Here is a 25,466-nt window from a genome sequence, read left to right as displayed (position 1 = left end):
TCCTAGGAGACCGGGTCGTTCCCTCGCTGGTCGAGTGGGCCGGCGGAGCCGGCCGTGTCGAGACCGGGGCGTTCGTCGTCTCGATACGCGCCCTGCGGGCGCTACTCGACGACCGTGGGTCGGCGGGGCCTTCCCTCGTCGGTCGAGGAGCGCGCGGCGGAGCCGCACGCGTCACGAGACCCGCCGTCAAGGGAGGCGGCGGCTCAGAACAGCCGCGCGTGCCCCGAGTCGATCCCGCGCATCTCGTCGTAATCGAGCACGACGCAGCGGATGCCGCGATCCTCGGCGAGCGTGCGCGCCTGCGGCTTGATCTCCTGCGCGGCGAACACGCCCGTCACCGGCGCGATGCGCGGGTCGCGGTTCAGCAGCTCGAGGTAGCGCGTGAGCTGCTCGACCCCGTCGATCTCGCCGCGCCGCTTGATCTCCACCGCCACCGTCGCGCCGGCCTCGTCGCGCGCGAGGATGTCGACCGGGCCGATCGGCGTCATGTACTCGCGCCGCCACAGCTCGTAGCCGTCGCCCAGCCGCTCGATCTGCTCGGCGAGCAGCACCTGCAGGTGCGCCTCGACGCCGTCCTTCACGAGGCCCGGGTCGACGCCGAGCTCGTGCGAGGTGTCCGAGAGGATCTCGTGCACCGAGACGATGAGCGAGTCGCCGGTCTTCTTGTGCGTGACCGTCCAGATCTCGGTGATGCCCGCATCCGCCTGATCCTGATCGGGCTCGGATGCGCTGAACACGGCGGGCGGGCTCATCCAGTTGAGCGGCTTGTACGAGCCGCCGTCGCTGTGCACGAGGATCGACCCGTCGGCCTTCAGCATGAGCACGCGGGGTGCGAGCGGCAGGTGCGCCGACAGGCGCCCTGCGTAGTCGACGGAGCAGTGGGCGACGACGATCCTCACGGGGAGTCCTCCTTGACGGTCGCCCGCTCGCGGGCGACGTGGCTGGTGGCGAGCGAGAGCAGCACGAAGGCGAGCACGGCCAGCAGCGCCAGGCGCAGGCCGATCGCGTCGCCGAGCAGGCCCAGCAGCGGCGGGCCGGCGAGGAAGGCGATGTAGCCGATCGCCGAGACGGTGCCGACGCGCGCGGCGGCGAGGCGCGGCTCGTCGGATGCGGCGCTCATGCCGACGGGGAAGCCGAGGCTCGCGCCGAAGCCCCACAGCACGACGCCGCCGATGACGAGCGCGGGGTGCTCGGCGAAGATCACGAGCAGCAGCCCCATCGCGGCGATGGCGGCGGTGAGCCGCAGCACCGGCACGCGGCCGTAGCGCGAGAGCAGCCCCACGCCCAGCAGGCGGCCGCCGGTCATCGCGGTGAGGAAGAGCGCGAGCATGAACGCGCCGCCCTCGTTCGTGAAGCCGTGGCCGTCGACCATCGTGAGCGCGAGCCAGTCGTTGGCGCTGCCCTCGGTGAGCGACATGCCGAGCACGAGGAGGCCGAGCAGGATCGTGCGGGGGTCCTTCCAGACCGCGAGCCGCTCGCGCAGCGTCACGGGCTCCTCGTCCTCCGCGGCGACGTCGGCGGGGAGCGCCCGGTAGACCACGAGGCCGAGCCCCACGGTCGCGAGGCCGACCCCCGTCGCCTGCCAGCCGAGCCCCATGCCGAGCAGCTCGCACAGGCCGCCGAGACCCGCGCCGGCGACGGTGCCGAGCGAGAAGAACGCGTGGAAGACGGGCATGATCGGCTTGCCGACGGCGCGCTCGTTCGCGGCGCCCGAGATGTTCATCGCGACGTCGGTGATGCCGGTGACGCTGCCGCCGAGGAGGAAGCCGGCGATCACGAGCCAGGCGAGGCCGCCGTCGGCCGCCCAGCCCGCGAGCGAGAGCCCGGCGGAGACGACCATCATGCCGAAGGCCACCACGACGCGCGTGCCGAGCGCGTGGATGATGTGGCTCGCGAGCAGCAGGCCCGTGACCGAGCCGATCGAGATGCCGAGCAGGATGAGGCCCATCTCGCCCGTCGTCACGCCCAGCTGGTCGCGCACGTGCGGCAGCCGCGCCATCCAGCTCGCGTAGCCGAGGCCCATCGCGAAGAAGGTGGCGAACACGGCGTTGCGCCAGGCGGTCACGGAGTGCACCGGGCCATTCTGCCGTGCCGCGGGCGGCCGCCATGCCGCGGCCGCCCCGGGCCAGCGGCGCAGCGCACCGTCGCCGCCGCTGATCTCGCACAACGCAAGCCCATCGGGTCGACTGCGCGGGTCGTGGCGGTCGCCGGGACGCGAGCCCGCGGGATGCCGCCGCGCGGCTTGCGTTGTGCGGGCGCGGGAGTAGCGTCAGCGCCGTGGAGGATCGGGTCATCGTCACCCGCGGGCTCGAGAAGCGGTTCGGGCGGGTGCGCGCGCTCGACGGGCTCGACCTCGAGGTGGCCGCCGGCGACGTGCACGGCTTCCTGGGGCCCAACGGCTCGGGCAAGTCGACGACCATCCGCGTGCTGCTGGGCATGCTGCGCGCCACGGGCGGCGAAGCGCGGGTGCTCGGCATGGACCCGTGGCGCGACGCGGTGGCCATCCACCGCCGGGTGGCGTCGGTACCGGGCGACGTGACCCTGTGGCCCGGCCTCACCGGCGGGGAGGCGATCGACGCGATCACGCGGCTGCGCGGGCACCGTGCCCCCGCATCCGGCCGCGCCCGCCTGATCGAGGCGTTCGACTTCGACCCGCGCCGCCGGTCGAAGACCTACTCGAAGGGCAACCGGCAGAAGGTCGCGCTCATCGCGGCGTTCGCGAGCGAGGCCGACCTCTACATCCTCGACGAGCCGACGAGCGGGCTCGACCCGCTCATGGAGAGCGTCTTCCAGGCCGAGATCCGCAGGGTCGCCGAGCGCGGGGCGACCGTGCTGCTCTCGAGCCACATCCTCAGCGAGGTCGAGCGGCTGTGCGACCGCGTCTCGATCATCCGCGACGGCCGCATCGTCGAGGCGGGCACGCTCGACGAGCTGCGGCACCTGCACCACTCGGTGCTCGCCTACCGCGGGCCGGTGCCGCCGCCGGGGCTGCCGCTCGACGACGTCGAGGTCGACGACGGGCGGGTGCGCGCCTCGGTCGCGCCCGAGCACCTGGCCGCGGTGCTGCGGTGGCTCGGCGAGCGCGGGGCCGAGGGCGTCACGCTCACGCCGCCGAGCCTCGAGGAGCTGTTCCTCCGCCACTACGGCGACGAGCAGCGGGTCGCGACGGCGCGCGGCGAGCGCGCGATCGGGCAGTCGCACGCCGAGGCGCGCGACGGGGGCTGAGCGCGTGACCGGCCTCGGCCTGCTGCTGCTGGCGGCGCTGCGACGCGACCGCCTCGTGCTGCTGCTGTGGGTGCTCGCGGTCGCGGGGCTGTGGGCGGCCGTGCTCGGCGGGCTCGGCGCGGCCTTCGACGACGAGGCCCGCCGCGGCCTCGTCGCGCTGCTCGCCGCGCAGCCCGCGATCCTGCTGCTGCGCGGCGCGCCGGCGGGCATCTCGCTCGGCGCGGTCATGTTCGTCTCCACCTACGCCTACCTCGCGGTGATGGTCGGCTTCATGATGACCTTCTTCGCCGTGCGGCACTCGCGGGGCGACGAGGATGCGGGGCGGGCCGAGCTCGTGCGCGGCACCGCGGTCGGCCGCTGGGCGCCGCTCACGGCGACGCTGCTCGCGGGCGCGATCGAGCTCGCGCTCGTGTGCGGCGCGACGCTCGCGGTCTCGATCGCGCTCGGGCTGCCGGGCGAGGGCTCGACGCTCCTCGCGCTCGCGCTCGCGGGCGTCGGGGTGCTCGCGATGCTCGTCGGGCTGCTCGCCGGCCAGGTGTTCCCGACCTCGCGCGCCGCGAACGGCGCGGCGGCGATCGTCGTGGGGCTCTGGTTCTTCGTCCGGGGCGTGGGGGATGCGCTGGGCGAGCCGAGCGCGGATCTCACGCGCGTCGAGGCGGCGTGGCCCGTCTGGCTCTCGCCGATCGGGTGGGGCGCCCAGGCGCATCCGTTCGCCGACGCGCCGTGGGAGCCGGACGGGACGCCGCTGCTGCTGCACGCGGCGGCGGCGCTCGTGCTGCTCGCCCTGGTCGTCGCGCTCGAGTCGCGGCGCGAGCTCGGCCGCTCGCTCCTGCGCGAGCGGTCCGGGCGCGCGACGGCGCGCGCCGCGCTCGGCTGGGCGCCCGGCGGTGCCCCGCTCGGGCTCACCGCGCGCCTCCTGCGCGGGTCGGCCGTCGCCTGGCTCGTGGTCGGCGCCGTGATCGGGGCGCTCGCGGGCCGGATGGCGCCGGTCGTCGCCGATGCGCTCGGCGACAACCCGGTGCTCGTGCGCATCGTCTCGTCGATCGGCGACGAGGGCGGCGGCGACATCGAGGCCACCTTCATCAGCGGCATGGCGGGGATGATCGCCGTCATCGCGTGCGCGGCCGCGATGCAGTCGGTGCTGCGGCTGCGCCACGAGGAGCTCGCGCACGGCGAGCTGCTGCTCGCGACCCCCGTCCGTCGCCTGGGCTGGCTCGGCTCCCACGCGCTCGCGGGCGTCGTCGCGGGGCTCCTGCCGCTCACGGCCTTCACCCTCATCGCCGCCGCGCTGCTGGGCGCCTCGGGCGACGACCGCTGGCAGCAGCTGGCCGTGATCGCGCTCACGCACCTGCCGCTCGTCGCGATCTACCTCGCCGTCGCGGCGGCGCTCGTCGCCTTCCTGCCGGGCACGGTCGCCTGGCTCGGCTGGGTGCTGCTCATCGGCCTGCTGCTCGTGGGCGACTTCGCGCCGCTGCTCGGCGATGCGTGGGAGTGGCTCGAGAGCCTCAGCCCCTTCCACTGGGTCGCGAACGCGCTCGAGGACGAGCCCGACTGGACGGGCACGTGGTGGCTGCTCGCGATCGCGGCAGCGCTCCTCGCGGCGGCCGCGATCCGGTTCCGGCGCCGCGACGCCCTCGTCTGAGCGCGACAGGGATCGGGGTCAGCGGCGACCGACCCGCATCCACGCGTCGGTGCGCGCGCGCAGGCCGAGCGTGAGGGCTCGCGCGCCGAGGTAGCCGAACGAGAAGGCCGCCCAGATGACGGCGAGCGCGTGGGCGCCCGGCACGAGCGCGAGCAGCAGCAGCGGCAGGTAGACCGCGAGGTTCGCGATGCCCGTCCAGGCGAGGTAGCGCACGTCGCCCGCGCCGATGAGCACGCCGTCGAGCACGAAGACGTAGCCCGCGATCGGCTGGGCGAGCGCGAGCAGCACGAGCGCGACGGGCAGCGCCGCGAGCACCGCCGCATCCGAGGTGAAGACGCCGCCGAGCACCCACGCGACCGCGAGCAGCAGCGCGCCCACGACGCATCCGAACCCCACGCCCCACAGCTGCAGCCGGCGCGTCACGGCGCGCGCCTCGGCGACGTCGCCCGCTCCGAGCTCCTTGCCGAGCATCGCCTGGCCGGCGATCGCGAGGGCGTCGAGCGCGAACGCGAGGGTCGAGAAGAGCGTGAACGCGATCTGCGTCGCGGCGAGGGTCGTGGTGCCGGCCTGCGTCGCGACCGCCGTGGTCGACAGCAGCGCGACGCGCAGCGAGAGCGTGCGCACGAAGAGCCAGCCGCCGGTCGAGGCGGTGCGGCCGAGGTCGCCCCAGTGGATGCCGAGCGGCACGTGCGCGCGCCGGGCCTCGCACACGGCGAACCACAGGAAGAACGCGGCCATGCCCCACTGCGCGATCACCGTGCCGAGCGCGCTCCCGGCCACCCCCAGCCCGATCCCGTAGATGAGCACGACGTTGAGCACCGCGTTCGCGCCGAAGCCGATCGTCGCGACGACGAGGGGCGTGCGGGTGTCCTGCAGGCCGCGCATGAGCCCCGTCGCGGCGAGCACGATGAGCATCGCCGGCAGCCCGAGGATCGAGATGCCGAGGTAGACCGCGGCGTGCTCGGTGACGGCGGATGCGGCGCCGAAGAGGGCGACGAGGGGATGCGCGAGCGGGGTCGCGAGCAGCAGCGCCGCGCCCGCGACGATCGCGAGCCAGATGCCGTCGATCCCCGCGCGGATCGCGGCCGGCCGGTCGCCCGCGCCGAGCAGCCGCGCGACCGCCGGCGTCGTGCCGTAGGCGAGGAAGATGAGCAGCCCGACCGCGGTGGAGAGCACCGCGACGCCGATGCCCACGCCCGCGAGCTCCTCGGCGCCGAGGTGGCCGACGAGCGCGGTGTCGACGAGCAGGAACGCGGGCTCGGCGATGAGCGCGCCGAGCGCGGGCACGGCGAGGCGCAGGATCTCGCGGTCGCGGGCGCGCCGCTCGCCCGCATCCGTCCGCTGTCGCACCGCTCCACGCTACCGATGCGTCCGCGTCGCGCGGCTCGCGCCGTTCGCGGTGCGCCGCCGTAGGCTGAGCCCATGACGACCCTGCCCTCCGGTCTGCCCGTCGACGACTTCGACGACAGCATCCGCCCCCAGGACGACCTCTTCCTCCACGTGCACCGCAACTGGCTCGAGCGCACCGAGATCCCCGCCGACAAGGCGCGCTGGGGCTCGTTCGCGGTGCTCGCCGAGGCGGCCGAGGAGGCCGTGCGCGAGATCGTCGTCGAGATGCAGCAGGCGTCGCCGGGCACCGACGCCCGCAAGGTCGGCGACCTCTACGCATCCTTCCTCGACGAGGCCGCCGCCGACGCGAAGGGCATCGAGCCGATCCGGCCGCTGCTCGAGCGGGCCGAGGCGGTGACCGACGTCGACGGGCTCCTGACGCTCATCGGCGAGCTCGAGGCGATCGGGGGGCCCTCGATCGCCGGTCAGTGGGTCGACACCGATCCGGGCGACCCCTCGCGCTACCTCGTGCACCTCAACCAGGGCGGGCTCGGCCTGCCGGACGAGTCGTACTACCGCGACGACGCGTTCGCCGAGGCGCGCCAGGCCTACCTCGCCTACCTCCAGACGATGTTCGGCCACCTCGGCTCCGAGAGCCCGGAGTCGGATGCCGCGCTCGTGTTCGCGCTCGAGACCGAGATCGCGGGCCATCACTGGGACCGTGTCGCGAGCCGCGACGACGAGAAGACCTACAACCTGCAGCGCCCCGCCGACGAGCACCCGCGGCTGCAGCCGTGGCTCCGCGCGATCCACGCGCCCGAGGGCACCTACGACGAAGCCGTCGTGCGGCAGCCGAGCTTCTTCGCGGGGCTCGCCGAGCTGCTCGTCGACGAGCGCATCGACGAGTGGAAGGCGTGGCTGCGCATGGGCATCCTGCGCTCCTTCGCGAGCTACCTCACGACGCAGATCTCGCTCGACCAGTTCGCCTTCTACGGCACCGCGCTCACCGGCGCGCCCGAGCAGCGCGAGCGCTGGAAGCGCGGCGTCTCGCTCGTCGAGGGCATGCTCGGCGACGCGGTGGGCCGCATCTACGTCGAGCGCCACTTCCCGGCCGAGGCGAAGGCCGCGATGGACGACCTCATCGACCACCTCGTCGAGGCGTACCGCAGCTCGATCGCGCAGCTGCCGTGGATGGGCGACGAGACCAAGCGCCGCGCGCACGACAAGCTCGACCGCTTCACGCCCAAGATCGGCTACCCCGTCAAGTGGAAGGACTACGGCTCGCTCGAGATCGGCGACGACCTCGTCGCGAACGTGCAGGCGGCGACGCGCTTCGAGCACGACCGCGAGCTCGCGAAGATCGGCAAGCCCATCGACCGCGACGAGTGGTTCATGAACCCGCAGACGGTCAACGCCTACTACAACCCGGGCTTCAACGAGATCGTCTTCCCCGCCGCGATCCTGCAGCCGCCGTTCTTCGACGCCGGGCGGGATGCGGCGGCGAACTTCGGCGCGATCGGCGCGGTCATCGGCCACGAGATCGGGCACGGCTTCGACGACCAGGGCTCGAAGTACGACGGCGACGGCCGCCTGATCGACTGGTGGACCGACGAGGACCGTGCGGCCTTCGAGGAGCGCACGAGCTCGCTCATCGCGCAGTACGACGCGCTCGAGCCCGCCGCCGCGCCGGGGCACAAGGTCAACGGCGCGCTCACGATCGGCGAGAACATCGGCGACCTCGGCGGCCTCGGCATCGCGTGGAAGGCGTACCTGCACTCCCTCGGCGGCGAGGAGCCGCCCGTCATCGACGGCCTCACCGGCGCGCAGCGGTTCTTCCTGTCGTGGGCGTACGCGTGGCAGCTGAAGATCCGGCCCGAGGAGGCGGTGCGCCTCGTCGCGATCGACCCCCACTCGCCCAACGAGCACCGCACCAACCAGGTCGTGAAGAACATCGACGCCTTCGTCGAGGCGTTCGACGTGCGCCCCGGCGACGCGCTGTGGCTCGACCCGGAGGCGCGCGTCACCATCTGGTGACGGCCGCGCCGCTCACGGTGACCGAGGAGCGGACCTCGCCTCGGTGATCGAGGAGCGACTGTCGCCTCGGCGATCGCGGCGGCCGTCCCCTCGGTGATCGAGGAGCGGCCGCAGGCCGCGTATCGAGATCCTTCGTCTCGATCTAGCCGTCGCGTGCCTACTCGACGACCGCGGTCGCGGGCACGCGCAGCAGCGCGCCCAGCTCGTCGAGCGCGCCCGGCACGACGCGGTAGAAGGCCCACTTGCCGCGCTGCTCGCGCTCGACGAGGCCGGCGCTCACGAGCACCTTGGCGTGGTGGGATGCGGTGGGCTGGCTCACCTCGATCGCGTCGGCGAGGTCGCACACGCAGATCTCGCCATCGGCTGCCGCGAGCATCGAGAGCATGCGCAGCCGGCTGGGCTCGGCGACGGCCTTGAGGCGCGCCGCCATGCGCTCCGCCTCCTCGCGCTCGAGGGCGGGCTCTCCGGGCGTGCAGCAGACCGTGGTGCGCATGCGCACATCCTCTCACATCGATGGCCGTCTATGTGATACACATTGATCGACATCGATACGAGAGGAGGTGCACCATGGACGGCGACATCGAGCTCGAGGTCCGCGGAGAGTGCTGCGGCGACGGCTGCTGCTAGCGACCGCCGGTGCGGGCGGCCGCGGCCGCCCGCACCCTGGGCAACCTCTGAGCATGGAGGGGGCGGCCGTGGGTATCGTGGGGCACGACCCGGCCAGCATCGCTGGCAACCCAACGGCAGGAGCGAACATGCGCGGCAGGATCCTCTTCGTGGTCGGACTCGGCGCGGGCTACGTGCTCGGGGCGAAGGCCGGCCGTCAGCGCTACGAGCAGATCGCCAGCGCGGCAGACAAGGTCTGGAACTCGCCCGCGGTCACGAAGCAGCGCCACGAGGTGCAGCACTTCGTCGAGACCAAGGCGCCCAAGCTCGTCGAGTCGGCGACGGATGCCGCGAGCGACGCCATCGACAAGGTCACGAAGCGCAAGGGTCCCCGGAGCGCCGGCCCGGCATCGCGCGGGAGCGCCTGATGACGCCGCGCAAGCCCCTCGGCGACCTCATCGCCGAGACCCCCGGCCTCATCGTCGACCTCTTCAAGGCCGAGATCGCGCGCCTCAAGGCCGAGATCGCGGGCAAGGCGAAGGGGCTCGGCGTCGGCGGTGCCCTGCTCGCCGTCGCGGGCGTCTTCGGCCTCTTCCTGCTCGGGTGGCTGCTCGTCGCCGCCTTCGAGGGCCTCAACGAGGCGTTCGCCCCCTGGCTGTCGGCGCTGCTCGTGTCGGCCTTCCTGCTGATCATCACGGCGGCGCTCGTGCTCATCGGCCTCGGCTCGATCAACCGCAGCAAGGACTTCTCGAACCTCGAAGCGGTCGACAGCATCAAGGACGACGTGAACATGGTGCGCGGCCTCGGCCACGCCGCTGACGGCACCGACCCGCTCGACGACATCGACATGAACGGAGCGCAGCGATGAGCGACCAGAGCGACGTCGACCGCAAGCGCGAGGCGCTGCGGCAGCACCTGAACGAGCTCGAGGATCGCGTCAACCCCAAGAAGGTCGCGAACCGCGCGGTCGGGCGCGCGCAGGACTCCTACAACGACGACCCGACGCCGTGGATCGCGGCAGCGGCCGGCGTGGCGGTGCTCGTCATCGGCGGCATCGCGCTCGCGGTCTTCGGCCGACGCTGACGAGGGCCCCGCTGCCGCAGGCTATGCGACGGCGGGCTGCCGCAGCTCGCGCCGCGAGACCTCGAGCGTGTCGAGGTCGATCCGCACCGCCGTCTCGGGCGCCATGCGGTTCCAGCCGTCGCCCGTGAGGCCGCTCGAGGTGACGGCGATCGCGCCGTCCTCGGAGCGCCGCCACGACAGCTGGTAGTAGTGGTCGACGTGGTCGACCGGCAGGTCGTCGCCGAGGCCCGACTCCTCGAAGAGCTCGAGCGGGATGGGCGCGCCCTCGTTGGCGTGCGTGGCGATGAGCTCGCGGGGCGAGAGCACGAGCAGGTTGAGCGCGGCGGTCGGGAACTCGCGGCGCAGCTCGGCGACCGTCGCGGTGACGGCGTCGAAGAGCGGTTCGCCCGCCTCGTGCCGCCGCATGATGAGCGCGAAGACCATCGCCGTGTCGGTGTCGCCGCCCACCCGGGCGAGCTCCGCATCCGTCACCTTCGCCCGCAGCCGCTCGATCGGCGTCACCGAGCCGTTCTGCGCGAGCACGATGTCGCCGACCCGGAACGGGTGCGTGTTCGAGGTGCGCGTCGCGAGCCCCTCGGTCGCGAGGCGCAGGTGCGTGAGCCGCGCGCGGCTCGGGGTGTCGACGAGCGCGTCGGTGAGATCGGGGTTGTCGAGGCCGAGCGTCGCGTCGCGGTAGCGCCGCACCTGGTCGCCGTCGAGCCACGCGGTGCCCCACCCGTCGGTGTGGAGCCGGCCGAGCCGCTGCCACTCGACGCACGAGGCGTCGCCGATCACATCCTGCGTCGTAGCAGGGGTGGGGGAGACGTGCGCGAGCAGCCTGCACATGATCGATCCCCCTCTCCGTTGCGACCATCCTCTCAAAGCCCGGGGCCGAGGTGGCGGATGCGTCGTCACATTGGGTAACACCGTCCGGCCGCTGCGCAGTCCCGCGCCCGCGCATCCGGGTGCACCGCCGCCCCGCGGACCGGCCCTGCACACCCCGGCGCGCGCCGCGCGCGCCCGCCTCGCGCCTGCGGGAGAATGGAGGGATGGGGATCGAGCTGACGCCGGAGCAGCTGGCGATCCATGAGCGCATCGAGCGGGGTGCCGAGCACCTGTTCATCACCGGCCGCGCCGGCACGGGGAAGTCGACGCTGCTGCGGCACCTCACCGAGCACTCGAGCCGGCAGATCATCGTGTGCGCGCCGACCGGGGTCGCGGCGCTCAACGTGGGCGGGCAGACGATCCACTCGCTGCTGAAGCTGCCGCTCGGGGTGATCGCCGACGCGCCGCTGCGGCAGAGCGCCGAGCTCAAGCGCATGCTCGGCAAGCTCGACCTGCTCGTGATCGACGAGATCTCGATGGTCAACGCCGACCTCATGGATGCGATCGACCGGTCGCTGCGGCAGGCCCGCGGCGTGCGCTCGGTGCCGTTCGGCGGCGTGCAGGTCGTGATGTTCGGCGACCCGTACCAGCTCGCGCCCGTGCCGGGCGACGCCGAGGAGCGCGCCTACTTCGCCGACCACTACGCATCCATGTGGTTCTTCGACGCGCGCGTGTGGCGCGAGGCCGAGCTCGAGGTGGTCGAGCTCGTGCACATCCACCGGCAGGCCGACCTCGAGTTCAAGCAGGCCCTCAACGCCGTGCGGCACGGCACCGTCACGGCCGAGATCGCGCAGCTGCTCAACGACGCGGGCGCGCGCACGCCGCCGGGCGACGACGTGCTGACCCTCGCGACCCGCAACGACACCGTCACGCGCATCAACAGCCGCGAGCTCGCGCGGCTCGCCGGGCGCTCGAAGACGGCGGTCGCCGAGATCTCTGGCGACTTCGGCGGGCGGCAGTACCCGGCCGACGCCGAGCTGCAGCTCAAGCTCGGCGCGCAGGTGATGTTCCTGCGCAACGACTCGGAGGGTCGCTGGGTCAACGGCTCGCTCGGCAAGGTCGTCGACATCGGCGGCACCGTGTGGGTCGAGGTCGACGGCGAGCAGCACGAGGTCGAGCCGGCCGTCTGGGAGCAGTACCGCTACGCCTACTCGCCGACGACGAAGGAGATCAAGCGGGATGTCGTGGCCGAGTTCACGCAGTTCCCGCTGCGGCTCGCGTGGGCGGTGACGATCCACAAGTCGCAGGGCAAGACGTTCGAGCGCGCGGTCGTCGACCTCGGCTCGCGCGCGTTCGCCCCGGGGCAGACCTACGTCGCGCTCTCGCGACTCACGTCGCTCGAGGGGCTCTACCTCACGCGCCCGCTGCAGCCGCGCGACATCATCGTCGACCAGCGGGTGCGCCGCTTCATCCACGACGTGCGCACTCGCGCCCAGGCGCAGGGCGAAGGCGCGTTCGGGCCCCCGCGAGACACGGGTCGGGGCCCGTCAGGGGCATCGGGCGGGCCTGCCGACGAGCGACCGTCGAACGCGCCCGCCGAGACGGCGGCGGATGCGGATGCCCGCGACCGCGCCGAGGTCGCGTTCGCCCCCGACGGACCGACGCCCTTCTAGCCCGCGGTCGGCTCGGCCGGCGTGAGCGCCTGCGCGTGGTCGAGCACGGGCAGGTCGGCCATGGCGCGGAGGAAGCGCGTCGTCGCACGGCGCTCCTCGCCCGTCATGCGCGCGGCGATCTCGAAGCGTCGGGCGTGGTCGCGGCCCACGGTCGCGCTCGCCGACGCGCGGGTCTCGTCGGTCACGACGATCGAGAGCGCCCGGCGGTCCGTCGGGTGCGGCTGGCGGCGGATGTGGCCGCCGTGCTCGAGGCGGTCGAGCAGCTTCGTGACCGAGGGCCCCGTGATGCCGAGGTGCTCGGCGAGCATCGTCGAGGTGACGATGCGGTTCTCGCGGCGCGCGACCATGAGGAAGCGGATCGCCCGCATGTCGTTCTCGCCGAGCTTCATGAACTTGCGGCTCGCCTCGCTGTGGGCCTCCGACATCTGGTGCCAGCGCCGCAGCGCCTCGAAGAGGTCGATGATCTCCTCGACGTCGTCATCGGCGAGACCGAGCTCGCGCACCATCGCGACGGTGGGGTCGAGCCGCCGCGGGTCGAGCATGCCGCGCTCGTCGTGCGTCTTCCGCTCATCAGCCACGGGGGACAGCATAGCGAAAAGGCTTATAGTTTGCTGGGGTAACTATTAGCGCATTGTTGCTATGCTCGCGGCATGCAGCGCACCGAAGAGGTCGACGAAGAGCTGGTCGTGCTCCTCGACGAGCACGGCCAGCCCTCCGGCACCGCCCGCAAGTCCGAGGTGCACACCGCATCCACACCCCTGCACCTCGCATTCTCGTGCTACCTCCTCGACGATGCTGGGCGCATGCTCGTCACGCGCCGCGCGCTCGGCAAGGTCGCGTGGCCCGGGGTCTGGACGAACGCGTGCTGCGGCCATCCCGCGCCGGGCGAGGCGCTCGAGGACGCCGTGCGGCGCCGCGTGGGCCACGAGCTCGGCGCCGGCGTGCGCGACCTTGAGCTCGTGCTGCCCGGCTTCTCCTACCGCGCGGTCGACGCGAGCGGCATCGTCGAGCACGAGCGCTGCCCCGTCTTCGTCGGCCGCCTCGACGGCCCGCTCGATCCGAGCCCCGCCGAGGTCGCCGAGTGGCAGTGGGTCGAGCCCGAGCGCCTGCTGACCGCCATCCGCGCGACGCCGTGGGCGTTCAGCCCCTGGCTCGTGCTGCAGGCCGAGCAGCTGCCGGTGCTGGCGGGTGCCTCGTGACCGCGGTCGAGGCCCCGAGCGCGCTCGCCGAGGTCGAGCGGCGCATCTCCGAGCTGCTCGATGCCGCCGACGCGCACACCGTGCACGAGGCCGCCCAGCGCGCGTGCGTCGGGGGCAAGCTGCTGCGGCCGCGGCTGCTCATCGCCGCGGCGGGCGAGGACGCCCCGCGCGACCTCGTCGTGCGCGCGAGCGCGGCGATCGAGCTCATCCACGCCGCGCTGCTCGTGCACGACGACGTCATCGACCACGACGACGAGCGGCGCGGCGAGCCGACCGTCGCCAGCTGGGCGGCGCGCGGCGCGCGCAGCACCGGCTCCTCGGCCGGGCGGGCGGCGCGCATCGGGCTCGCGACCGCGATCGTCTCGGGCGACGTGCTGCTCGTGCGCGGCGTCGCCGAGCTCGCGCGGCTCGACCTCGACGACGAGCCCCGCCGCCGCGTGCTCACGATCGTCGAGCGCGCCATGGTGCGCGCCGCCGAGGGCGAGCACGACGACGTCGTGCTCGCGGGCGGCTCGCCCCACGAGGAGCAGATCGAGCTGCTGCTCGAGCGCAAGACGGCCGAGTACTCCTTCCGGGCGCCGCTCGAGCTCGGCGCCGTCATCGCCGGCCGTCCGGCCGAGGCGGTCGCGGCGCTCGCCGACGTCGGGCTGCGCATGGGCGTGCTCTACCAGCTGCGCGACGACGTGCTCGGCATCTTCGGCGACGAGGCCGTCACGGGCAAGAGCGCGCTGAGCGACATCCGCGCCGGCGCCCCCACGCTGCTCGCGACGCTCGCCTCGCGCGATCCGGCGTGGCAGCGGGTCGGCGGCGACTACGGCGACCCCGCCGCCGACGCGGGCGCGGGCTCGCGCATCCGGCACCTCATGCGCGCCTCGGGCGCGCTCGACGAGGTCGAGCGGCGCATCGCGTCGGGGGCGGATGCGCTGCGGACGTCGATCGCGCGGCTGCCGGTCGAGCAGGCGCTCCGCGACGAGCTCGCGGGGCTCCTCGAGCGATGCGTGGAGCGCGCGCGATGACCGGCCTCGCGCTCTACACGGCCGCCGCCCGCCGGGCGAGCGCCACGGTCATCGAGGCCTACTCGACGTCGTTCGGGATGGCGAGCCGGCTGCTGCCGCCGGGGATGCGCGGCGACATCCAGAGCGTCTACGCGCTCGTGCGGGTGGCCGACGAGATCGTCGACGGGCCCGGTGCCGAGGCGGGCCTCGGCACCGCGGAGTGCCGCGAGCGGCTCGACGCGCTCGAGGCCGAGGTGCAGCGCGCGCTCGCGTGCGGCTTCAGCACCGACCTCGTCGTGCACGCCTTCGCCGAGACCGCCCGCCGCGTCGGCATCACCGCCGACCAGACGACGCCGTTCTTCGCCGCCATGCGCCGCGACCTCGAGCCCGTCGCCTTCCAGAGCGAGGACGAGCTGCGCGACTACGTCTACGGCTCGGCCGAGGTCGTCGGCATCATGTGCGTGCGCTGCTTCTTCGCCGGCCGGACGCTGCCCGACGCCGAGGCGCGGCGCGTCGCCCGCGGCGCCCGAGCGCTCGGCAGCGCCTTCCAGGTCGTCAACTTCCTGCGCGACCTCGGTGCGGACGCCGACGGCCTCGGCCGGGCGTACCTGCCGGGTGTCGACCCCGCGCATCCGACCCCCGAGGCCGTCGGGCGCGTGCTCGACCGGCTCGAGGGCGAGCTGCGCATCGCGCGCGCGACGATCCCGAGCCTGCCCGCCGAGGCGAGGCCGGCCGTCATCGCCGCGCACGACCTCTTCGCCTCGCTCGCGCGCCGCATCCGCGCGACCCCTGCCGACGAGCTGCCCCGGCGCCGCATCAGCGTGCCGCCGGCCGAGAAGGCGCTCATCGTCGCCGCCGCCGCGACGCGCGCGAGCATCGTGCGCGCCCGCGCGCCGCGTCCCGCGACCCGTCCCGCACGCTCGGAGCTCGCCCGATGAGCCGCATCGTCGTGATCGGTGGCGGCATCGCGGGCCTCGCGAGCGCCGGGCTCCTCGCGCGCGACGGCCACGAGGTGACGCTCGTCGAGCAGCGCGACGAGCTCGGCGGCCGCGCGGGCGTGTGGCGCTCGGAGGGGTTCTCGTTCGACACCGGCCCCTCGTGGATGCTCATGCGCGAGCCGTACGAGCACGCGTTCGCGCTGCTCGGCTCGAGCCTCGAGGCGGAGCTCGACGTCGTGCGGCTCGACCCCGCCTACCGGGTGCTCTTCGAGGGCGAGCCCGAGCCGCTCGTGCTCTCGGGCGACGTCGAGACGACCCTCGCGCGCGTCGACGCGATCGAGCCGGGTGCGGGCGAGCGGCTACGGCGCTACCTCGGCTCGGCGACCGAGACGGCCGAGCTCGCGACCGGCGGCCTGCTCTCCAACCGCTTCGACTCCGTGCGCGCGTTCGCGGGCCTCGGCCTCGGCCGCCGGTTCCCGACGCTCGCGCGGCTGCTCATCGAGTCGCTCGAGTCGCGCATCCGCCGCGACTTCGCCGACCGGCGGCTCCGGCAGGTGCTCGGCTACCCGGCGGTCTTCCTCGGCACCGAGCCCCGCACCGCCCCCTCGATGTACCACCTGATGAGCCACTTCGACCTCGTCGAGGGCGTCTGGTACCCGATGGGCGGCTTCGCCGCGGTCGTGGATGCGCTCGCGCGGCTCACGCGGCAGGCCGGCGCCGAGGTGCGCACGGGCGCCCGCGTGCGCCGGATCGTCGTCGAGGGCGGCGTCGCGCGCGGCGTCGAGCTCGCGAGCGCCGACGGCGGGCCGGGCGAGGTGCTGGCCGCCGACCTCGTCGTCTCCGCCGCCGACGGCCACGCGACCGACACGAAGCTGCTCGCGGGCGTGCCGGGCGCCGCGGCGCGCGCCCGCCGCTGGCGGCGCAAGGTCGCCGGCCCCTCCGCCGTGCTCGTCATGCTCGGCGTGCGCGGTGCGCTGCCGCAGCTCGACCACCACACCCTGCTGTTCACGCGCGACTGGCAAGCGGGCTTCGACCGCATCTTCGGCGCGCCCGCGGCCGACCCCGCCGACGGCGTCACCGACCCCGCCTCGCTCTACGTGAGCCGCGCATCCGCCACCGACCCCTCGGTCGCGCCCGCGGGCGACGAGGCGCTCTTCGTGCTCGTGCCCGTGCCGCCGGACGTGCGGCTCGGCAGCGGCGGCGTCGACGGCGCGGGCGATGCGGCGGTCGAGGCGATCGCCGACCGCGCGATCGCGCAGATCGGCGCGTGGGCGGGCATCGAGGGGCTCGCCGAGCGCGTCGTGACGCGCCGCACGATCGGCCCCGCCGACTTCGCCGCCGACTTCGACGCGTGGCGCGGCACCGCCCTCGGGCCCGCCCACACGCTGCGGCAGAGCGCGATGCTGCGCGGCTCGACCCGCCACGCGAACGTCGACCGGCTGCTGCTCGCCGGCTCGACGACCGTGCCCGGCATCGGCGTGCCGATGTGCCTCATCTCGGCCGAGCTCGTGCTCAAGCACGTGCGCGGCGACCGCTCGACCGGCCCGCTCGCCGCGGCCGAGCGCGCCCGGAGCCGGCCGTGAGCCTCGCGTACCTCGGGGCGATCCTCGTGTCGGCGCTCGGTGTCGGCGCGATCGACGCGCGCTGGCGGCTCGCGCTGTTCCACGACGCCCGGCGCGCCGTCATCGCGGTGCTCGGCACCGCCGCGGTGCTGCTGCTCATCGACCTCGCGGGCATCGCGACCGGCAACTTCATCCTCGGGGCCTCGGCGTGGATGACGGGCATCGAGGTGCTGCCGCACCTGCCGATCGAGGAGCTCGCGTTCATCGTCTTCCTCGCCTACGTGTCGCTCGTGGCGATCACCGGCGCCGCGCGGGTGCTCGCGGCCCGCAGGGAGCGGCAGCGCGCATGAGCTACGCCCTGCTCCTCGCCCCGGTGCTGCTCGCCGCGGCCGTCGCGGCGGGCGTGGCGCTGCGCCGCGATCGCCGAGCGTGGGCGGCCGTCGGCCTCGCGGCCGCCGCGGTGCTCGCGCTCACCGTCGCGTTCGACTCCCTCATGATCGCCGCCGACCTCTTCCGCTTCGACGAGGCCGGGCTGCTCGGCGTGCGCCTCGGCCTCGCGCCGATCGAGGATCTCGGGTACGCGCTCGTCGCCGTGCTCGTGGTCGCCGCGCTCTGGCGGCTCGTGCCCGCCCGGCGCCCTGCCGCGCGGGAGGCGGCGGATGGCTGAGGTCGCCTGGAGCGGACCGGTGCGGTCGGGCTCGCTCGCCCGCCGCCTGCTGCTCGCGTCGCGCCCGGTGAGCTGGATCAACACCGCCTTCCCGTTCGCGGCGGCGATGCTGCTCACGACCGGCCGCATCGACGCGCCGCTCGTGGTCGGCACGCTGTTCTTCCTCATCCCGTACAACCTCGCGATGTACGGGATCAACGACGTCTTCGACTACGCATCCGATGCCACCAACCCGCGCAAGGGCGGCGTCGAGGGGGCGCTGCTGCCGCCCGAGACGCACCGGGCGACCCTCGTGTGGTCGGCGGCGCTCGCGCTGCCGTTCGTCGTGGCGCTCGTCGCGATGGGCGGGCCGCTGTCGTGGGCCGTGCTCGCGGTGAGCCTCTTCGCGGTCGTCGCGTACTCGGCGCCCGGGCTGCGGTGGAAGGAGGTGCCCTTCCTCGACTCGATCACCTCGAGCACCCACTTCGTGAGCCCTGCGGTGTACGGTCTCGTGCTCGCGGGCGCCGAGTGGAGCTGGCAGCTCGTCGCCGTGCTCGCCGCGTTCTTCGCCTGGGGCATGGCGAGCCACGCGTTCGGCGCGGTGCAGGATGTCGTGCCCGACCGGGAGGCGGCGATCGGCTCGATCGCCACCGCGCTCGGCGCGCGCGCGACGGTGCGGCTCGCGATCGGCCTGTGGGCGCTCGCGGGCCTGCTCATGCTGCTCGCCCCGTGGCCGGCGCTGCTCGCCGCGGCCGTCGCGGTGCCGTACATCGTGCTCGCCGCGCCCTTCTGGAGCGTCACCGACCTCGGCAGCGCCGCCGCCAACCGCGGCTGGCGGAAGTTCCTCTGGGTCAACTACGCGTGCGGGTTCGCCGTGACGATGGTGTGCATCGCGTGGGCGATGGGGGTGCGATGAGCCGCATCCTCGTGACGGGCGCGACGGGCTACATCGGCGGGCGGCTCGCCCCGCGGCTCGTCGAGGCCGGCCACGAGGTGCGGGTGCTCGCGCGCGACGCGGGCCGGCTGCGCGACGTGCCGTGGGCGGATGCGGTCGAGGTCGTGCAGGGCGATCTCACGTCGCCCGACGACGTGCGCCGCGCCGTCGAGGGCGTCGACGTCGTCTACCACCTCGTGCACGCGATGGCGGCGGGGGGCGACTTCGCCGCGGCCGAGCTCGCGCAGGCGCAGCACGTCGCCGAGGCCGCGAAGGCCGCCGGCGTCGGCCGCATCGTCTACCTCTCGGGCCTGCACCCCGAGGGCGAGCGGCTCTCGAAGCACCTCGCCTCGCGCGTCGCGGTGGGCGAGGCGCTGCTCGCCTCCGGCGTACCGACGATCGTGCTCGAGGCGGGCATCGTGATCGGCTCGGGCTCGGCGTCGTTCGAGATGATCCGGCACCTCACCGAGGTGCTGCCCTACATGCCGGCGCCCCGCTGGGTGCGGAACTTCGTGCAGCCGATCGCCGTGCGCGACGTGCTGCACTACCTCGTCGCGGCGGCCGACCTGCCGCCCGAGGTGCACGGCGCCTACGACATCGGCGGCCCCGACGTGCTGCGCTACGGCCAGGTCATGAACGGCTACGCGCTCGAGGCGGGCCTGCCGCAGCGGCCCATCGCGCCGCTGCCGGTGCTGACGCCCTGGCTCGCCTCGCAGTGGGTCAACCTCGTCACGCCCGTGCCGCGCGCGATCGCGATGCCGCTCATCGGCTCGCTGCTGCACGACTGCGTCGTCGAGGAGCGACGCATCGACGCGATCATCCCGCCGCCGGCCGACGGCCTGCAGGGCTACCGGAGCGCCGTGCGGCTCGCGCTCGCGCGCGAGCGCTCGGGCGACATCGAGTCGAGCTGGCGCTCGGCCTCGGCCGAGGGCGCGCCCGCCGAGCCGCTGCCGAGCGATCCTCGCTGGTCGGGCGCGACGGTGCTCGAGGATGCGCGCGAGCGCGTGACGGATGCGTCGCCCGCGGCGGTCTGGAGCGTCGTCGAGGGGATCGGCGGCGACCGCGGCTGGTACTCGGTGCCGCTGCTGTGGAGCCTGCGCGGCCTCGCCGACCGGCTCGTCGGCGGCGTGGGCCTGCGCCGCGGCCGGCGCGACCCCGTGCGGCTGCGCGAGGGCGACGTCGTCGACTGGTGGCGCGTCGAGCGGCTCGAGCGGGGGCGGATGCTGCGGCTGCGCGCCGAGATGAAGGTGCCGGGGCGCGCGTGGATCGAGTTCCGCGTCGACCCCCACCCGGATGGCGACACCGACGGCACCCGCTACCGGCAGCGCGCGATCTTCCTGCCGAGCGGCCTGACGGGCCGGCTCTACTGGTGGTCGCTCGTGCCCGCGCACGGCGTGATCTTCGAGGCGATGGCGAGCCGCATCGTCGCCGCCGCCGAGGAGGCCGAGTCCGCGACCTCGCTCGATCGCGAGGCGGGCGAGGCACGGGCAGTCGCCGCTGAGCCGGCCGCCGCCGAGCCGACCGGCGCCGAGCCGACCGGCGCTGAGCCGGCCGACGCCGAGCCGGCCGCCCCCGGGCGGGAGGAGCGCGGCCGATGAGGCTGTGGTCGCTGCACCCGGCGCTGCTCGACCGGCAGGGCCTCACCGCGTGCTGGCGCGAGGGGCTGCTCGCGCAAGCCGTGCTCGCGGGCCGCACCCGCGGCTACACCCGCCATCCGCAGCTCGACCGCTTCCGCGCGCAGCCCGACCCGATCGCCGCGATCGGCGCCTACCTCGAGACGGTCGCGGCGGCCGCCGAGGCGCGCGGCTATCGCTTCGACCGCGCGCGCATCGACCGCTCCCGCACCGAGGGCACCGAGCCCGTGCGACGCATCCGCGTCACCGACGGCCAGCTCGCCCTCGAGCTCGCCCACCTGCACGCCAAGCTCGCCGGCCGCAGCCCCGACCTGCCGCTGCCGCGCGACCCCGTGCCGCACCCGCTCTTCATCGTCGAGCCGGGGCCGGTCGAGCCCTGGGAGCGCGTCGATCCCCCGTCCAGGTCCGCCCCGCAGGATGGAGCACGATCATGAGCACCGACACCGACCGCCGCGACCCCGCTCGCCGCGACACCGGCGGCGCCCGCGCCGCAGCCCCCCGGAGCACGGCCGAGCGCATCCGCCCGTGGGCCGTGCTCATCGCGCTGCCCGCGACGCTCGCGATGGCGGCGCTCGGCTCGGGCCTGTTCGGCGGGCAGGAGGTGCAGGCGTCGTCGAGCGGCGCGCTCTCGGCCGACGCGACCCCGCTCGCGCCCGCGACCCCTGCGTTCTCGATCTGGTCGGTCATCTACCTCGGCCTCGCCGTCTACGCCGTGTGGCAGGTGCTGCCGCGGCAGCGGCACGACGAGCGCCAGCGCCGCATCGGCTGGCTCGCGGTCGCATCCCTCGTGCTGAACGCGGCGTGGATCCTGTGCGCGCAAGCGGGGCTGCTGCCGCTCACGGTCGTGGTGATCGTGCTGCTGCTCGCGGTGCTGCTCGCGATCTTCGAGCAGCTCCGGCGCTCGCGCCCGGGCTCGTGGCTCGAGGCGGTCGTCGTCGACGGCACCTTCGGCCTCTACCTCGGCTGGGTGTCGGTCGCGACGGTCGCGAACATCGCCGCGTGGCTCGCCGACGCGGGCGTCCGTCCCGACCCGTTCGAGCTGCCCGCGGTGCTCGTCCTGGCCGTCGTCGCGCTCGTCGGCATCGCGATCGCGCTGCGGGGCCGGGGACGTGTGTCGCCCGCGCTCGCGATGCTGTGGGGGCTCTCCTGGATCGGCGTCGGGCGCCTGACGGACCAGCCGGCGTCGGATGCGGTGGGCTTCGCCGCCGCCGCGGTGTGCGTCGTGATCGGCGCGGTCACCGTCATGGCGCGGCTGCGGGCGCCGCGCGGGATCCACCGCCCTCTCGAGGGAGGCGCGTGAGACCCGTCCGGCCCCGCATCTCGGTCGTCGTGCCCGTCAAGGACGACGCCGAGCAGCTGCGCGGGTGCCTCGCGGCGCTCGCGGCGCAGCGCCGCGCACCCGACGAGGTGCTCGTCGTCGACAACGCCTCCGCCGACGACTCGGCGGCGGTCGCGCTCGCGGGCGGCGCGCGCGTCGAGCGCTGCGACGAGACCGGCATCCCCGCCGCGGCCGCGCACGGCTACGACCTCGCGAGCGGCGACCTGATCCTGCGGCTCGACGCCGACTGCCGGCCGGGCGCCGGATGGGTCGAGACGATGGAGCGCGCCTTCGCCGAGCGCCCCGACGTCGCGGTGCTCACGGGCGGCGCGCGCTTCGTCGACGGACCGTGGGCGCTGCGGGCGCCCCTTGCCGCGCTCTACCTCGGCACGTACGCCGCGGCGGGCGTCTCGGCGCTCGGGCACCTGCCGCTGTTCGGCTCCAACCTCGCCTTCCGGCGGGAGGCGTGGGAGGAGATCCGCGGCATCGTGCACCGCGAGGATGCCGAGCTGCACGACGACTTCGACCTCGCCTTCCACTTCGGCGAGCGGCACCGCATCCGCTACGTGCCGCGCACCGCGATGGGCATGTCGATGCGGCCGTTCACGAGCGCGAGCGGCTTCCGCCGGCGCATGGCCCGCGGCATGCGCACGGTGCTCGTGCACTGGCCCGACAGCTTCCCGCCGTGGCGCTGGCGCCGGCTCGCCGAGCGCCGCCGCGACGCCGTGCGGGGCACCGCCCGCGAGGCACCGGCCGCGACGTGACGGGGATGCTCGGCCCGGTCGCCGCGCCCGCGCTGCACGTGGCGACGTGGAACGTGCGGCGCCGCATGCGCGCGCCGCTGCGGCCCGCCGACCGCTGGCGGTCGAGGCTGCCGCTGTTGCAGGTCGCGCTGCGCCGCGAGCGGCCGACGCTGCTCGCCGTGCAGGAGGCCATGCCCGACCAGGCGGAGGCGGTCGGCGCCGCGCTCGGCGCCCGCTACCGCCGCGTCGGCGTCGGCCGCGGTCGCGACGGCCGCGGCGAGGGCTGCCCGATCTTCTTCGACAGCGACCGGCTCGAGCTCGTCGGGTGGTCGCAGCGCGCGCTCTCCGATCGCCCCGACGACCCCGGCTCCATGTCGTGGGGCAACCGCATCCCTCGCGCCGCCGTCGAGGCGACGCTGCGCGATCGCGAGACCGGCGTGCGCTTCCTCGCGATCAGCACCCACTTCGACGTCTTCTCCTCCGCATCCCGCGTCCGCTCGGCCCACGCGGTCCGCGACCGGGTCGCGCTGCACGGGCTGCCGGCGCTCGTGCTCGGCGATCTCAACGCGCGCCCCGGCTCGCCCATGGCGCGGGCGCTCCTCGCCGGCGGCGTGCTCACGGATGCGTGGGAGCGCGCGGCCGTGCGCGTCACGCCCGAATGGGGCACGTACGCCGGCTACCGCCGGCCGCGCTCCGACGGCCGGCGCATCGACTGGATCGCGACGACGCCCGACGTCGAGGTGCTGCGCATCGGGATCGACGGCGATGCCCGCGCCTCCGATCACCTGCCCGTGCACGCGGCCGTGCGACTGCCCGAGCCCGTCGACGCCTCGGCCGCCGCGGCCGGAGCCGAGTCGTGAAGGCGCACTTCCTGCGGCGGCCGCACGGTGCGACCGAGCTGCTCGCCGACGCGGTGCGGGTGCTCGGGCTCGTCGGCGTGCTCGTCGCGTGGGTGTGGTGGCAGCCGACCGACGCCGGGATCGCGGCGCTCGCGCTGCCCGCGCTCGTCGTGCCGCGGTTCCTCGGGGTGCGCGGCTCGGCCGATCTCGTCTCGGGCCTCGTCGTGCTCGTCGCGGCGTGGAGCAACGTGCTGGACCTCTACCGCACGGTCGTCGGGTGGGATCTGCTCGTGCACTTCGCGTGCACCGCGGTGCTCGCCGCGTGGGCGTACCTCGCGCTCGCGCACGTGGGCATCGTCCCGGCGCGCGGGGCGGCGGGGTTCTCGACCGCGGGCGCGCTCGTGCTCACGACGGCGCTCGGGCTCGCGCTCAGCGTCGTGTGGGAGGTCATCGAGTGGGCAGGCTGGCGCTTCGTCTCGGACGCGATCTTCGTCACCTACGAGGACACGATCGGCGACATGGTCGTCGGCGGGCTCGGCGCGGCGGTCGCGGGACTGCTGCTGGGTCGCGTGCGGCTGCTGCGGGACCCGGTGGAGGAGCCTGCCTGAGGCTCGCCGCGGGCCGGGGCGAGGCCTCTCGGCGTCAGGCCTCGCAGGGTCAGGCCTCGCAGGTCGGGCCGCGCGGGGTCAGCCCTCGTAGTGGCGCGCCCACGCGGCGAGGATCCGCTCGAGCGCCGCGCGGTCGGCCTCGGGCAGGGGGGCGAGGATGCGGCGCTCGTTCTCGAGGTGCGCGACGAACGCCTCGTCGATCAGGCCGCGCCCCGCATCCGTCAGCCGCACGACGCGGCCGCGGCCGTCGTCGGCGGAGGCTTCGCGGGCGACGAGTCCCTTCGCCTCGAGCGAGTCGAGCCGCTTCGAGACCGCGCCCTGCGTGACCATCGTCGCCTCGCGCAGCGCGGAGGGCGAGAGCGCGAACGGGGCGCCGGTGCGCCGCAGGGTCGCGAGGATGTCGAACTCGCCCTCGCTCAACCCGAAGCCGCGGTACAGCGCGACGAGGTCGGCGGTCACGTGGCGCGAGACGCGGCTGAGCCGCCCCACGACCCCGATGGGCGAGGGGTCGAGCTCGGGCCGCTCGGCGCGCCACTGCTCGATGATCGCGGCGACGGCATCGGGCTCCATGCTTGCAGTCTAGTTGAGACGGAAACTAGAGTGGTTTCCGTGGAAACGAATCAGGCGGGGCGGATGCGCTGGGTGCTGCTGGGCGCGCTGGCGCCGATCTCGTGGGGCTCGGTCTACTTCGTGACGCTGCACTGGATCCCGGCGGAGGAGCCGTTCACCGCCGCCGCCCTGCGCGCGCTGCCTGCCGGGCTGCTGCTGCTCGTGCTGCGCCGCCGCCTGCCGCGCGGCGCGTGGTGGTGGCGCTCCGCCGTGCTCGGCGTGCTCAACTGCGGAGCCTTCTTCGTGCTCGTCTACCTCGCCGCGAAGCTGCTGCCCACCTCGATCGCCGCGATGCTCATGAGCCTCTCGCCCATCGCGATGATGCTCATCGCCTGGGCGCTCGTCGCCGAGCGGCCGACCGCGCGGCGGCTGCTGGGCGCGGCCATGGGGCTCGTGGGGGTCGTGCTGCTCATGGCGGCGTCGGTCGGCGCGGTCGACGGGTGGGGCGTCGCCCCCTCGGTCACCGCGATGGCGATGTACGCGCTCGGCTCGGTGCTCGCGAAGCGCTGGAGCGGCGAGGTCGACGCGATCGCCTCGTCGTCGTGGCAGCTCACCGCGGGCGGCCTGCTGCTCGTGCCGCTCGCGCTCGCGATCGAGGGCGTGCCCGGCGCCGTCCCGCCGACGGCGCTGCTCGGCTACGCCTACATCGCGGCGATCCCGACGACGCTCGCGTTCGTCTGCTGGTTCGGGGCGCTGCGGCACCTGACGGCCGGCCAGGTGGGGCTGCTGGGCCTGCTGAACCCGGTGACGGGCGTGCTGCTCGGCGTGCTGCTGGGGGCGGAGCTGCTGACGGCGTGGCAATGGCTCGGCATCGCGGTCGTGCTGGCGGGCATCGCGCTCGGCCAGACGACGGCGCGGCAGGGGACGCCGAGCCGGGCACGAGGTCTCGTGACGCGTGCGCCTTCGGCGCGCGCTCCTCGACCTTGAGGCCTCCGGACGCAACGCGACTGCGTCGCATCGCGGCCGGGCACGAGGTCTCGTGACGCGTGCGCCTTCGGCGCGCGCTCCTCGACCTTGAGGCCTCCGGACGCAACGCGACTGCGTC

The 25,466-nt window shown here is 74.5% G+C and carries 28 protein-coding genes; 21 read left to right on the top strand and 7 right to left on the bottom strand.

The window, feature by feature from the left end; translation table 11 throughout:
- Positions 1 to 203: 203 nt before the first annotated feature.
- Entirely contained in the window at positions 204 to 899 is a 696-nt protein-coding gene (gene nucS, locus BLT67_RS07135) for an endonuclease NucS (RefSeq protein ID WP_092666377.1), read from the bottom strand.
- Positions 896 to 2,074, bottom strand: a complete 1,179-nt coding sequence (locus BLT67_RS07130; protein WP_092666376.1) for an MFS transporter — start codon at positions 2,072 to 2,074, stop codon at positions 896 to 898. Before BLT67_RS07130 ends, nucS begins: the two co-directional genes overlap by 4 nt.
- A gap of 203 nt (positions 2,075 to 2,277) precedes the next feature.
- Here BLT67_RS07130 and BLT67_RS07125 point away from each other — a divergent pair, with 203 nt between their 5' ends.
- Both BLT67_RS07125 and BLT67_RS07120 read left to right on the top strand, forming a co-directional pair.
- Positions 2,278 to 3,225, top strand: coding sequence for an ABC transporter ATP-binding protein (locus BLT67_RS07125; RefSeq protein ID WP_092666375.1), 948 nt, complete (start codon positions 2,278 to 2,280; stop codon positions 3,223 to 3,225).
- Between the two features lie 4 nt (positions 3,226 to 3,229).
- A complete protein-coding gene (locus tag BLT67_RS07120) occupies positions 3,230 to 4,867 on the top strand; it encodes an ABC transporter permease (protein ID WP_092666374.1) in 1,638 nt (545 codons plus the stop codon).
- A gap of 18 nt (positions 4,868 to 4,885) precedes the next feature.
- Here the strand turns inward: BLT67_RS07120 and BLT67_RS07115 are convergent, their stop codons facing one another.
- Positions 4,886 to 6,217: an MATE family efflux transporter gene (locus BLT67_RS07115; protein WP_231945435.1), complete on the bottom strand. Its 1,332-nt coding sequence runs from the start codon at positions 6,215 to 6,217 to the stop codon at positions 4,886 to 4,888.
- Between the two features lie 72 nt (positions 6,218 to 6,289).
- Here BLT67_RS07115 and BLT67_RS07110 point away from each other — a divergent pair, with 72 nt between their 5' ends.
- Positions 6,290 to 8,230 carry a M13 family metallopeptidase gene (locus BLT67_RS07110; RefSeq protein WP_092666373.1) on the top strand — a complete coding sequence of 647 codons (1,941 nt, stop codon included), beginning with the start codon at positions 6,290 to 6,292 and terminating at the stop codon, positions 8,228 to 8,230.
- 157 nt (positions 8,231 to 8,387) lie between these two features.
- Here the strand turns inward: BLT67_RS07110 and BLT67_RS07105 are convergent, their stop codons facing one another.
- Complete coding sequence (locus tag BLT67_RS07105; protein WP_092666372.1) at positions 8,388 to 8,723, bottom strand: ArsR/SmtB family transcription factor; 336 nt, start codon at positions 8,721 to 8,723, stop codon at positions 8,388 to 8,390.
- Between the two features lie 262 nt (positions 8,724 to 8,985).
- Here BLT67_RS07105 and BLT67_RS07100 point away from each other — a divergent pair, with 262 nt between their 5' ends.
- Genes BLT67_RS07100 through BLT67_RS07090 form a run of 3 tightly spaced genes read left to right on the top strand, consistent with a single transcriptional unit; the run spans position 8,986 to position 9,919 of the window.
- On the top strand, positions 8,986 to 9,264 hold the full coding sequence (locus tag BLT67_RS07100; protein ID WP_092666371.1) for a hypothetical protein: 279 nt from the start codon (positions 8,986 to 8,988) through the stop codon (positions 9,262 to 9,264).
- The gene (locus BLT67_RS07095; RefSeq protein ID WP_092666370.1) at positions 9,264 to 9,704 is read left to right on the top strand and encodes a phage holin family protein; all 441 of its coding nucleotides are present in this window, start codon (positions 9,264 to 9,266) and stop codon (positions 9,702 to 9,704) included. Before BLT67_RS07100 ends, BLT67_RS07095 begins: the two co-directional genes overlap by 1 nt.
- The gene (locus BLT67_RS07090) at positions 9,701 to 9,919 is read left to right on the top strand and encodes a DUF3618 domain-containing protein (RefSeq protein ID WP_092666369.1); all 219 of its coding nucleotides are present in this window, start codon (positions 9,701 to 9,703) and stop codon (positions 9,917 to 9,919) included. Before BLT67_RS07095 ends, BLT67_RS07090 begins: the two co-directional genes overlap by 4 nt.
- Before the next feature lie 21 nt (positions 9,920 to 9,940).
- Here the strand turns inward: BLT67_RS07090 and BLT67_RS07085 are convergent, their stop codons facing one another.
- Positions 9,941 to 10,744 carry a class II glutamine amidotransferase gene (locus tag BLT67_RS07085; RefSeq protein WP_092666368.1) on the bottom strand — a complete coding sequence of 268 codons (804 nt, stop codon included), beginning with the start codon at positions 10,742 to 10,744 and terminating at the stop codon, positions 9,941 to 9,943.
- 203 nt (positions 10,745 to 10,947) lie between these two features.
- Between BLT67_RS07085 and BLT67_RS07080 the strand changes: the two genes are divergently transcribed.
- Positions 10,948 to 12,396: an ATP-dependent DNA helicase gene (locus BLT67_RS07080; RefSeq protein ID WP_092666367.1), complete on the top strand. Its 1,449-nt coding sequence runs from the start codon at positions 10,948 to 10,950 to the stop codon at positions 12,394 to 12,396.
- Here the strand turns inward: BLT67_RS07080 and BLT67_RS07075 are convergent.
- Positions 12,393 to 12,974 (bottom strand): MarR family winged helix-turn-helix transcriptional regulator, encoded by a 582-nt coding sequence (locus BLT67_RS07075; protein ID WP_269456958.1) that lies wholly within the window; start codon positions 12,972 to 12,974, stop codon positions 12,393 to 12,395. The genes BLT67_RS07080 and BLT67_RS07075 overlap by 4 nt on opposite strands.
- Positions 12,975 to 13,046: 72 nt before the next feature.
- On the opposite strand from BLT67_RS07075, the gene idi reads away from it, so the two are divergent.
- Genes idi through BLT67_RS07010 form a run of 13 tightly spaced genes read left to right on the top strand, consistent with a single transcriptional unit; the run spans position 13,047 to position 23,812 of the window.
- Positions 13,047 to 13,595, top strand: a complete 549-nt coding sequence (gene idi, locus BLT67_RS07070) for an isopentenyl-diphosphate Delta-isomerase (protein ID WP_092666365.1) — start codon at positions 13,047 to 13,049, stop codon at positions 13,593 to 13,595.
- Complete coding sequence (locus BLT67_RS07065; protein WP_157674260.1) at positions 13,592 to 14,611, top strand: polyprenyl synthetase family protein; 1,020 nt, start codon at positions 13,592 to 13,594, stop codon at positions 14,609 to 14,611. Before idi ends, BLT67_RS07065 begins: the two co-directional genes overlap by 4 nt.
- The gene (locus tag BLT67_RS07060; RefSeq protein ID WP_231945434.1) at positions 14,608 to 15,528 is read left to right on the top strand and encodes a phytoene/squalene synthase family protein; all 921 of its coding nucleotides are present in this window, start codon (positions 14,608 to 14,610) and stop codon (positions 15,526 to 15,528) included. The genes BLT67_RS07065 and BLT67_RS07060 overlap by 4 nt, the downstream gene beginning before the upstream one ends.
- The gene (gene crtI / locus BLT67_RS07055; RefSeq protein ID WP_092666362.1) at positions 15,525 to 17,111 is read left to right on the top strand and encodes a phytoene desaturase family protein; all 1,587 of its coding nucleotides are present in this window, start codon (positions 15,525 to 15,527) and stop codon (positions 17,109 to 17,111) included. The genes BLT67_RS07060 and crtI overlap by 4 nt, the downstream gene beginning before the upstream one ends.
- The gene (locus tag BLT67_RS07050) at positions 17,108 to 17,440 is read left to right on the top strand and encodes a lycopene cyclase domain-containing protein (RefSeq protein WP_092666361.1); all 333 of its coding nucleotides are present in this window, start codon (positions 17,108 to 17,110) and stop codon (positions 17,438 to 17,440) included. Before crtI ends, BLT67_RS07050 begins: the two co-directional genes overlap by 4 nt.
- Positions 17,437 to 17,757, top strand: coding sequence for a lycopene cyclase domain-containing protein (locus BLT67_RS07045; RefSeq protein WP_092666360.1), 321 nt, complete (start codon positions 17,437 to 17,439; stop codon positions 17,755 to 17,757). The genes BLT67_RS07050 and BLT67_RS07045 overlap by 4 nt, the downstream gene beginning before the upstream one ends.
- Positions 17,750 to 18,652 carry a prenyltransferase gene (locus BLT67_RS07040; RefSeq protein ID WP_172801993.1) on the top strand — a complete coding sequence of 301 codons (903 nt, stop codon included), beginning with the start codon at positions 17,750 to 17,752 and terminating at the stop codon, positions 18,650 to 18,652. The genes BLT67_RS07045 and BLT67_RS07040 overlap by 8 nt, the downstream gene beginning before the upstream one ends.
- Positions 18,649 to 20,268: an SDR family oxidoreductase gene (locus BLT67_RS07035; protein WP_092666359.1), complete on the top strand. Its 1,620-nt coding sequence runs from the start codon at positions 18,649 to 18,651 to the stop codon at positions 20,266 to 20,268. Before BLT67_RS07040 ends, BLT67_RS07035 begins: the two co-directional genes overlap by 4 nt.
- Positions 20,265 to 20,738, top strand: a complete 474-nt coding sequence (locus BLT67_RS07030) for a pyrimidine dimer DNA glycosylase/endonuclease V (protein ID WP_092666358.1) — start codon at positions 20,265 to 20,267, stop codon at positions 20,736 to 20,738. The genes BLT67_RS07035 and BLT67_RS07030 overlap by 4 nt, the downstream gene beginning before the upstream one ends.
- The gene (locus tag BLT67_RS07025) at positions 20,735 to 21,604 is read left to right on the top strand and encodes a TspO/MBR family protein (RefSeq protein ID WP_092666357.1); all 870 of its coding nucleotides are present in this window, start codon (positions 20,735 to 20,737) and stop codon (positions 21,602 to 21,604) included. Before BLT67_RS07030 ends, BLT67_RS07025 begins: the two co-directional genes overlap by 4 nt.
- On the top strand, positions 21,601 to 22,386 hold the full coding sequence (locus tag BLT67_RS07020; protein WP_092666356.1) for a glycosyltransferase: 786 nt from the start codon (positions 21,601 to 21,603) through the stop codon (positions 22,384 to 22,386). The genes BLT67_RS07025 and BLT67_RS07020 overlap by 4 nt, the downstream gene beginning before the upstream one ends.
- A gap of 5 nt (positions 22,387 to 22,391) precedes the next feature.
- Positions 22,392 to 23,225, top strand: a complete 834-nt coding sequence (locus tag BLT67_RS07015; protein ID WP_092667569.1) for an endonuclease/exonuclease/phosphatase family protein — start codon at positions 22,392 to 22,394, stop codon at positions 23,223 to 23,225.
- Positions 23,222 to 23,812: a hypothetical protein gene (locus tag BLT67_RS07010; protein ID WP_092666355.1), complete on the top strand. Its 591-nt coding sequence runs from the start codon at positions 23,222 to 23,224 to the stop codon at positions 23,810 to 23,812. The genes BLT67_RS07015 and BLT67_RS07010 overlap by 4 nt, the downstream gene beginning before the upstream one ends.
- A 78-nt stretch (positions 23,813 to 23,890) precedes the next feature.
- On the opposite strand, the gene BLT67_RS07005 is transcribed toward BLT67_RS07010, so the two are convergent.
- A complete protein-coding gene (locus BLT67_RS07005) occupies positions 23,891 to 24,382 on the bottom strand; it encodes a MarR family winged helix-turn-helix transcriptional regulator (protein WP_092666354.1) in 492 nt (163 codons plus the stop codon).
- 39 nt (positions 24,383 to 24,421) lie between these two features.
- Here BLT67_RS07005 and BLT67_RS07000 point away from each other — a divergent pair, with 39 nt between their 5' ends.
- On the top strand, positions 24,422 to 25,348 hold the full coding sequence (locus tag BLT67_RS07000; RefSeq protein ID WP_157674258.1) for an EamA family transporter: 927 nt from the start codon (positions 24,422 to 24,424) through the stop codon (positions 25,346 to 25,348).
- Positions 25,349 to 25,466 lie beyond the last annotated feature (118 nt).

Origin of the sequence: Agrococcus carbonis (genome assembly GCF_900104705.1) — a bacterium.
GTDB classification, from domain to species: Bacteria; Actinomycetota; Actinomycetes; order Actinomycetales; family Microbacteriaceae; genus Agrococcus; species Agrococcus carbonis.
Note: the sequence above shows the minus strand (reverse complement) of the source record. Positions and strands in the feature narration are given on the sequence as shown.

Excerpts from the sequence above, each read along its gene's own strand:
- BLT67_RS07110 (WP_092666373.1), top strand. The coding sequence starts at position 6,290 with ATGACGACCCTGCCCTCCGGTCTGCCCGTCGACGACTTCGACGACAGC.
- BLT67_RS07105 (WP_092666372.1), bottom strand. The coding sequence starts at position 8,723 with ATGCGCACCACGGTCTGCTGCACGCCCGGAGAGCCCGCCCTCGAGCGC.
- BLT67_RS07100 (WP_092666371.1), top strand. The coding sequence starts at position 8,986 with ATGCGCGGCAGGATCCTCTTCGTGGTCGGACTCGGCGCGGGCTACGTG.
- BLT67_RS07095 (WP_092666370.1), top strand. The coding sequence starts at position 9,264 with ATGACGCCGCGCAAGCCCCTCGGCGACCTCATCGCCGAGACCCCCGGC.
- BLT67_RS07090 (WP_092666369.1), top strand. The coding sequence starts at position 9,701 with ATGAGCGACCAGAGCGACGTCGACCGCAAGCGCGAGGCGCTGCGGCAG.
- BLT67_RS07085 (WP_092666368.1), bottom strand. The coding sequence starts at position 10,744 with ATGTGCAGGCTGCTCGCGCACGTCTCCCCCACCCCTGCTACGACGCAG.
- BLT67_RS07080 (WP_092666367.1), top strand. The coding sequence starts at position 10,948 with ATGGGGATCGAGCTGACGCCGGAGCAGCTGGCGATCCATGAGCGCATC.
- idi (WP_092666365.1), top strand. The coding sequence starts at position 13,047 with ATGCAGCGCACCGAAGAGGTCGACGAAGAGCTGGTCGTGCTCCTCGAC.
- BLT67_RS07060 (WP_231945434.1), top strand. The coding sequence starts at position 14,608 with ATGACCGGCCTCGCGCTCTACACGGCCGCCGCCCGCCGGGCGAGCGCC.
- crtI (WP_092666362.1), top strand. The coding sequence starts at position 15,525 with ATGAGCCGCATCGTCGTGATCGGTGGCGGCATCGCGGGCCTCGCGAGC.
- BLT67_RS07045 (WP_092666360.1), top strand. The coding sequence starts at position 17,437 with ATGAGCTACGCCCTGCTCCTCGCCCCGGTGCTGCTCGCCGCGGCCGTC.
- BLT67_RS07040 (WP_172801993.1), top strand. The coding sequence starts at position 17,750 with ATGGCTGAGGTCGCCTGGAGCGGACCGGTGCGGTCGGGCTCGCTCGCC.
- BLT67_RS07035 (WP_092666359.1), top strand. The coding sequence starts at position 18,649 with ATGAGCCGCATCCTCGTGACGGGCGCGACGGGCTACATCGGCGGGCGG.
- BLT67_RS07030 (WP_092666358.1), top strand. The coding sequence starts at position 20,265 with ATGAGGCTGTGGTCGCTGCACCCGGCGCTGCTCGACCGGCAGGGCCTC.
- BLT67_RS07025 (WP_092666357.1), top strand. The coding sequence starts at position 20,735 with ATGAGCACCGACACCGACCGCCGCGACCCCGCTCGCCGCGACACCGGC.
- BLT67_RS07015 (WP_092667569.1), top strand. The coding sequence starts at position 22,392 with ATGCTCGGCCCGGTCGCCGCGCCCGCGCTGCACGTGGCGACGTGGAAC.
- BLT67_RS07005 (WP_092666354.1), bottom strand. The coding sequence starts at position 24,382 with ATGGAGCCCGATGCCGTCGCCGCGATCATCGAGCAGTGGCGCGCCGAG.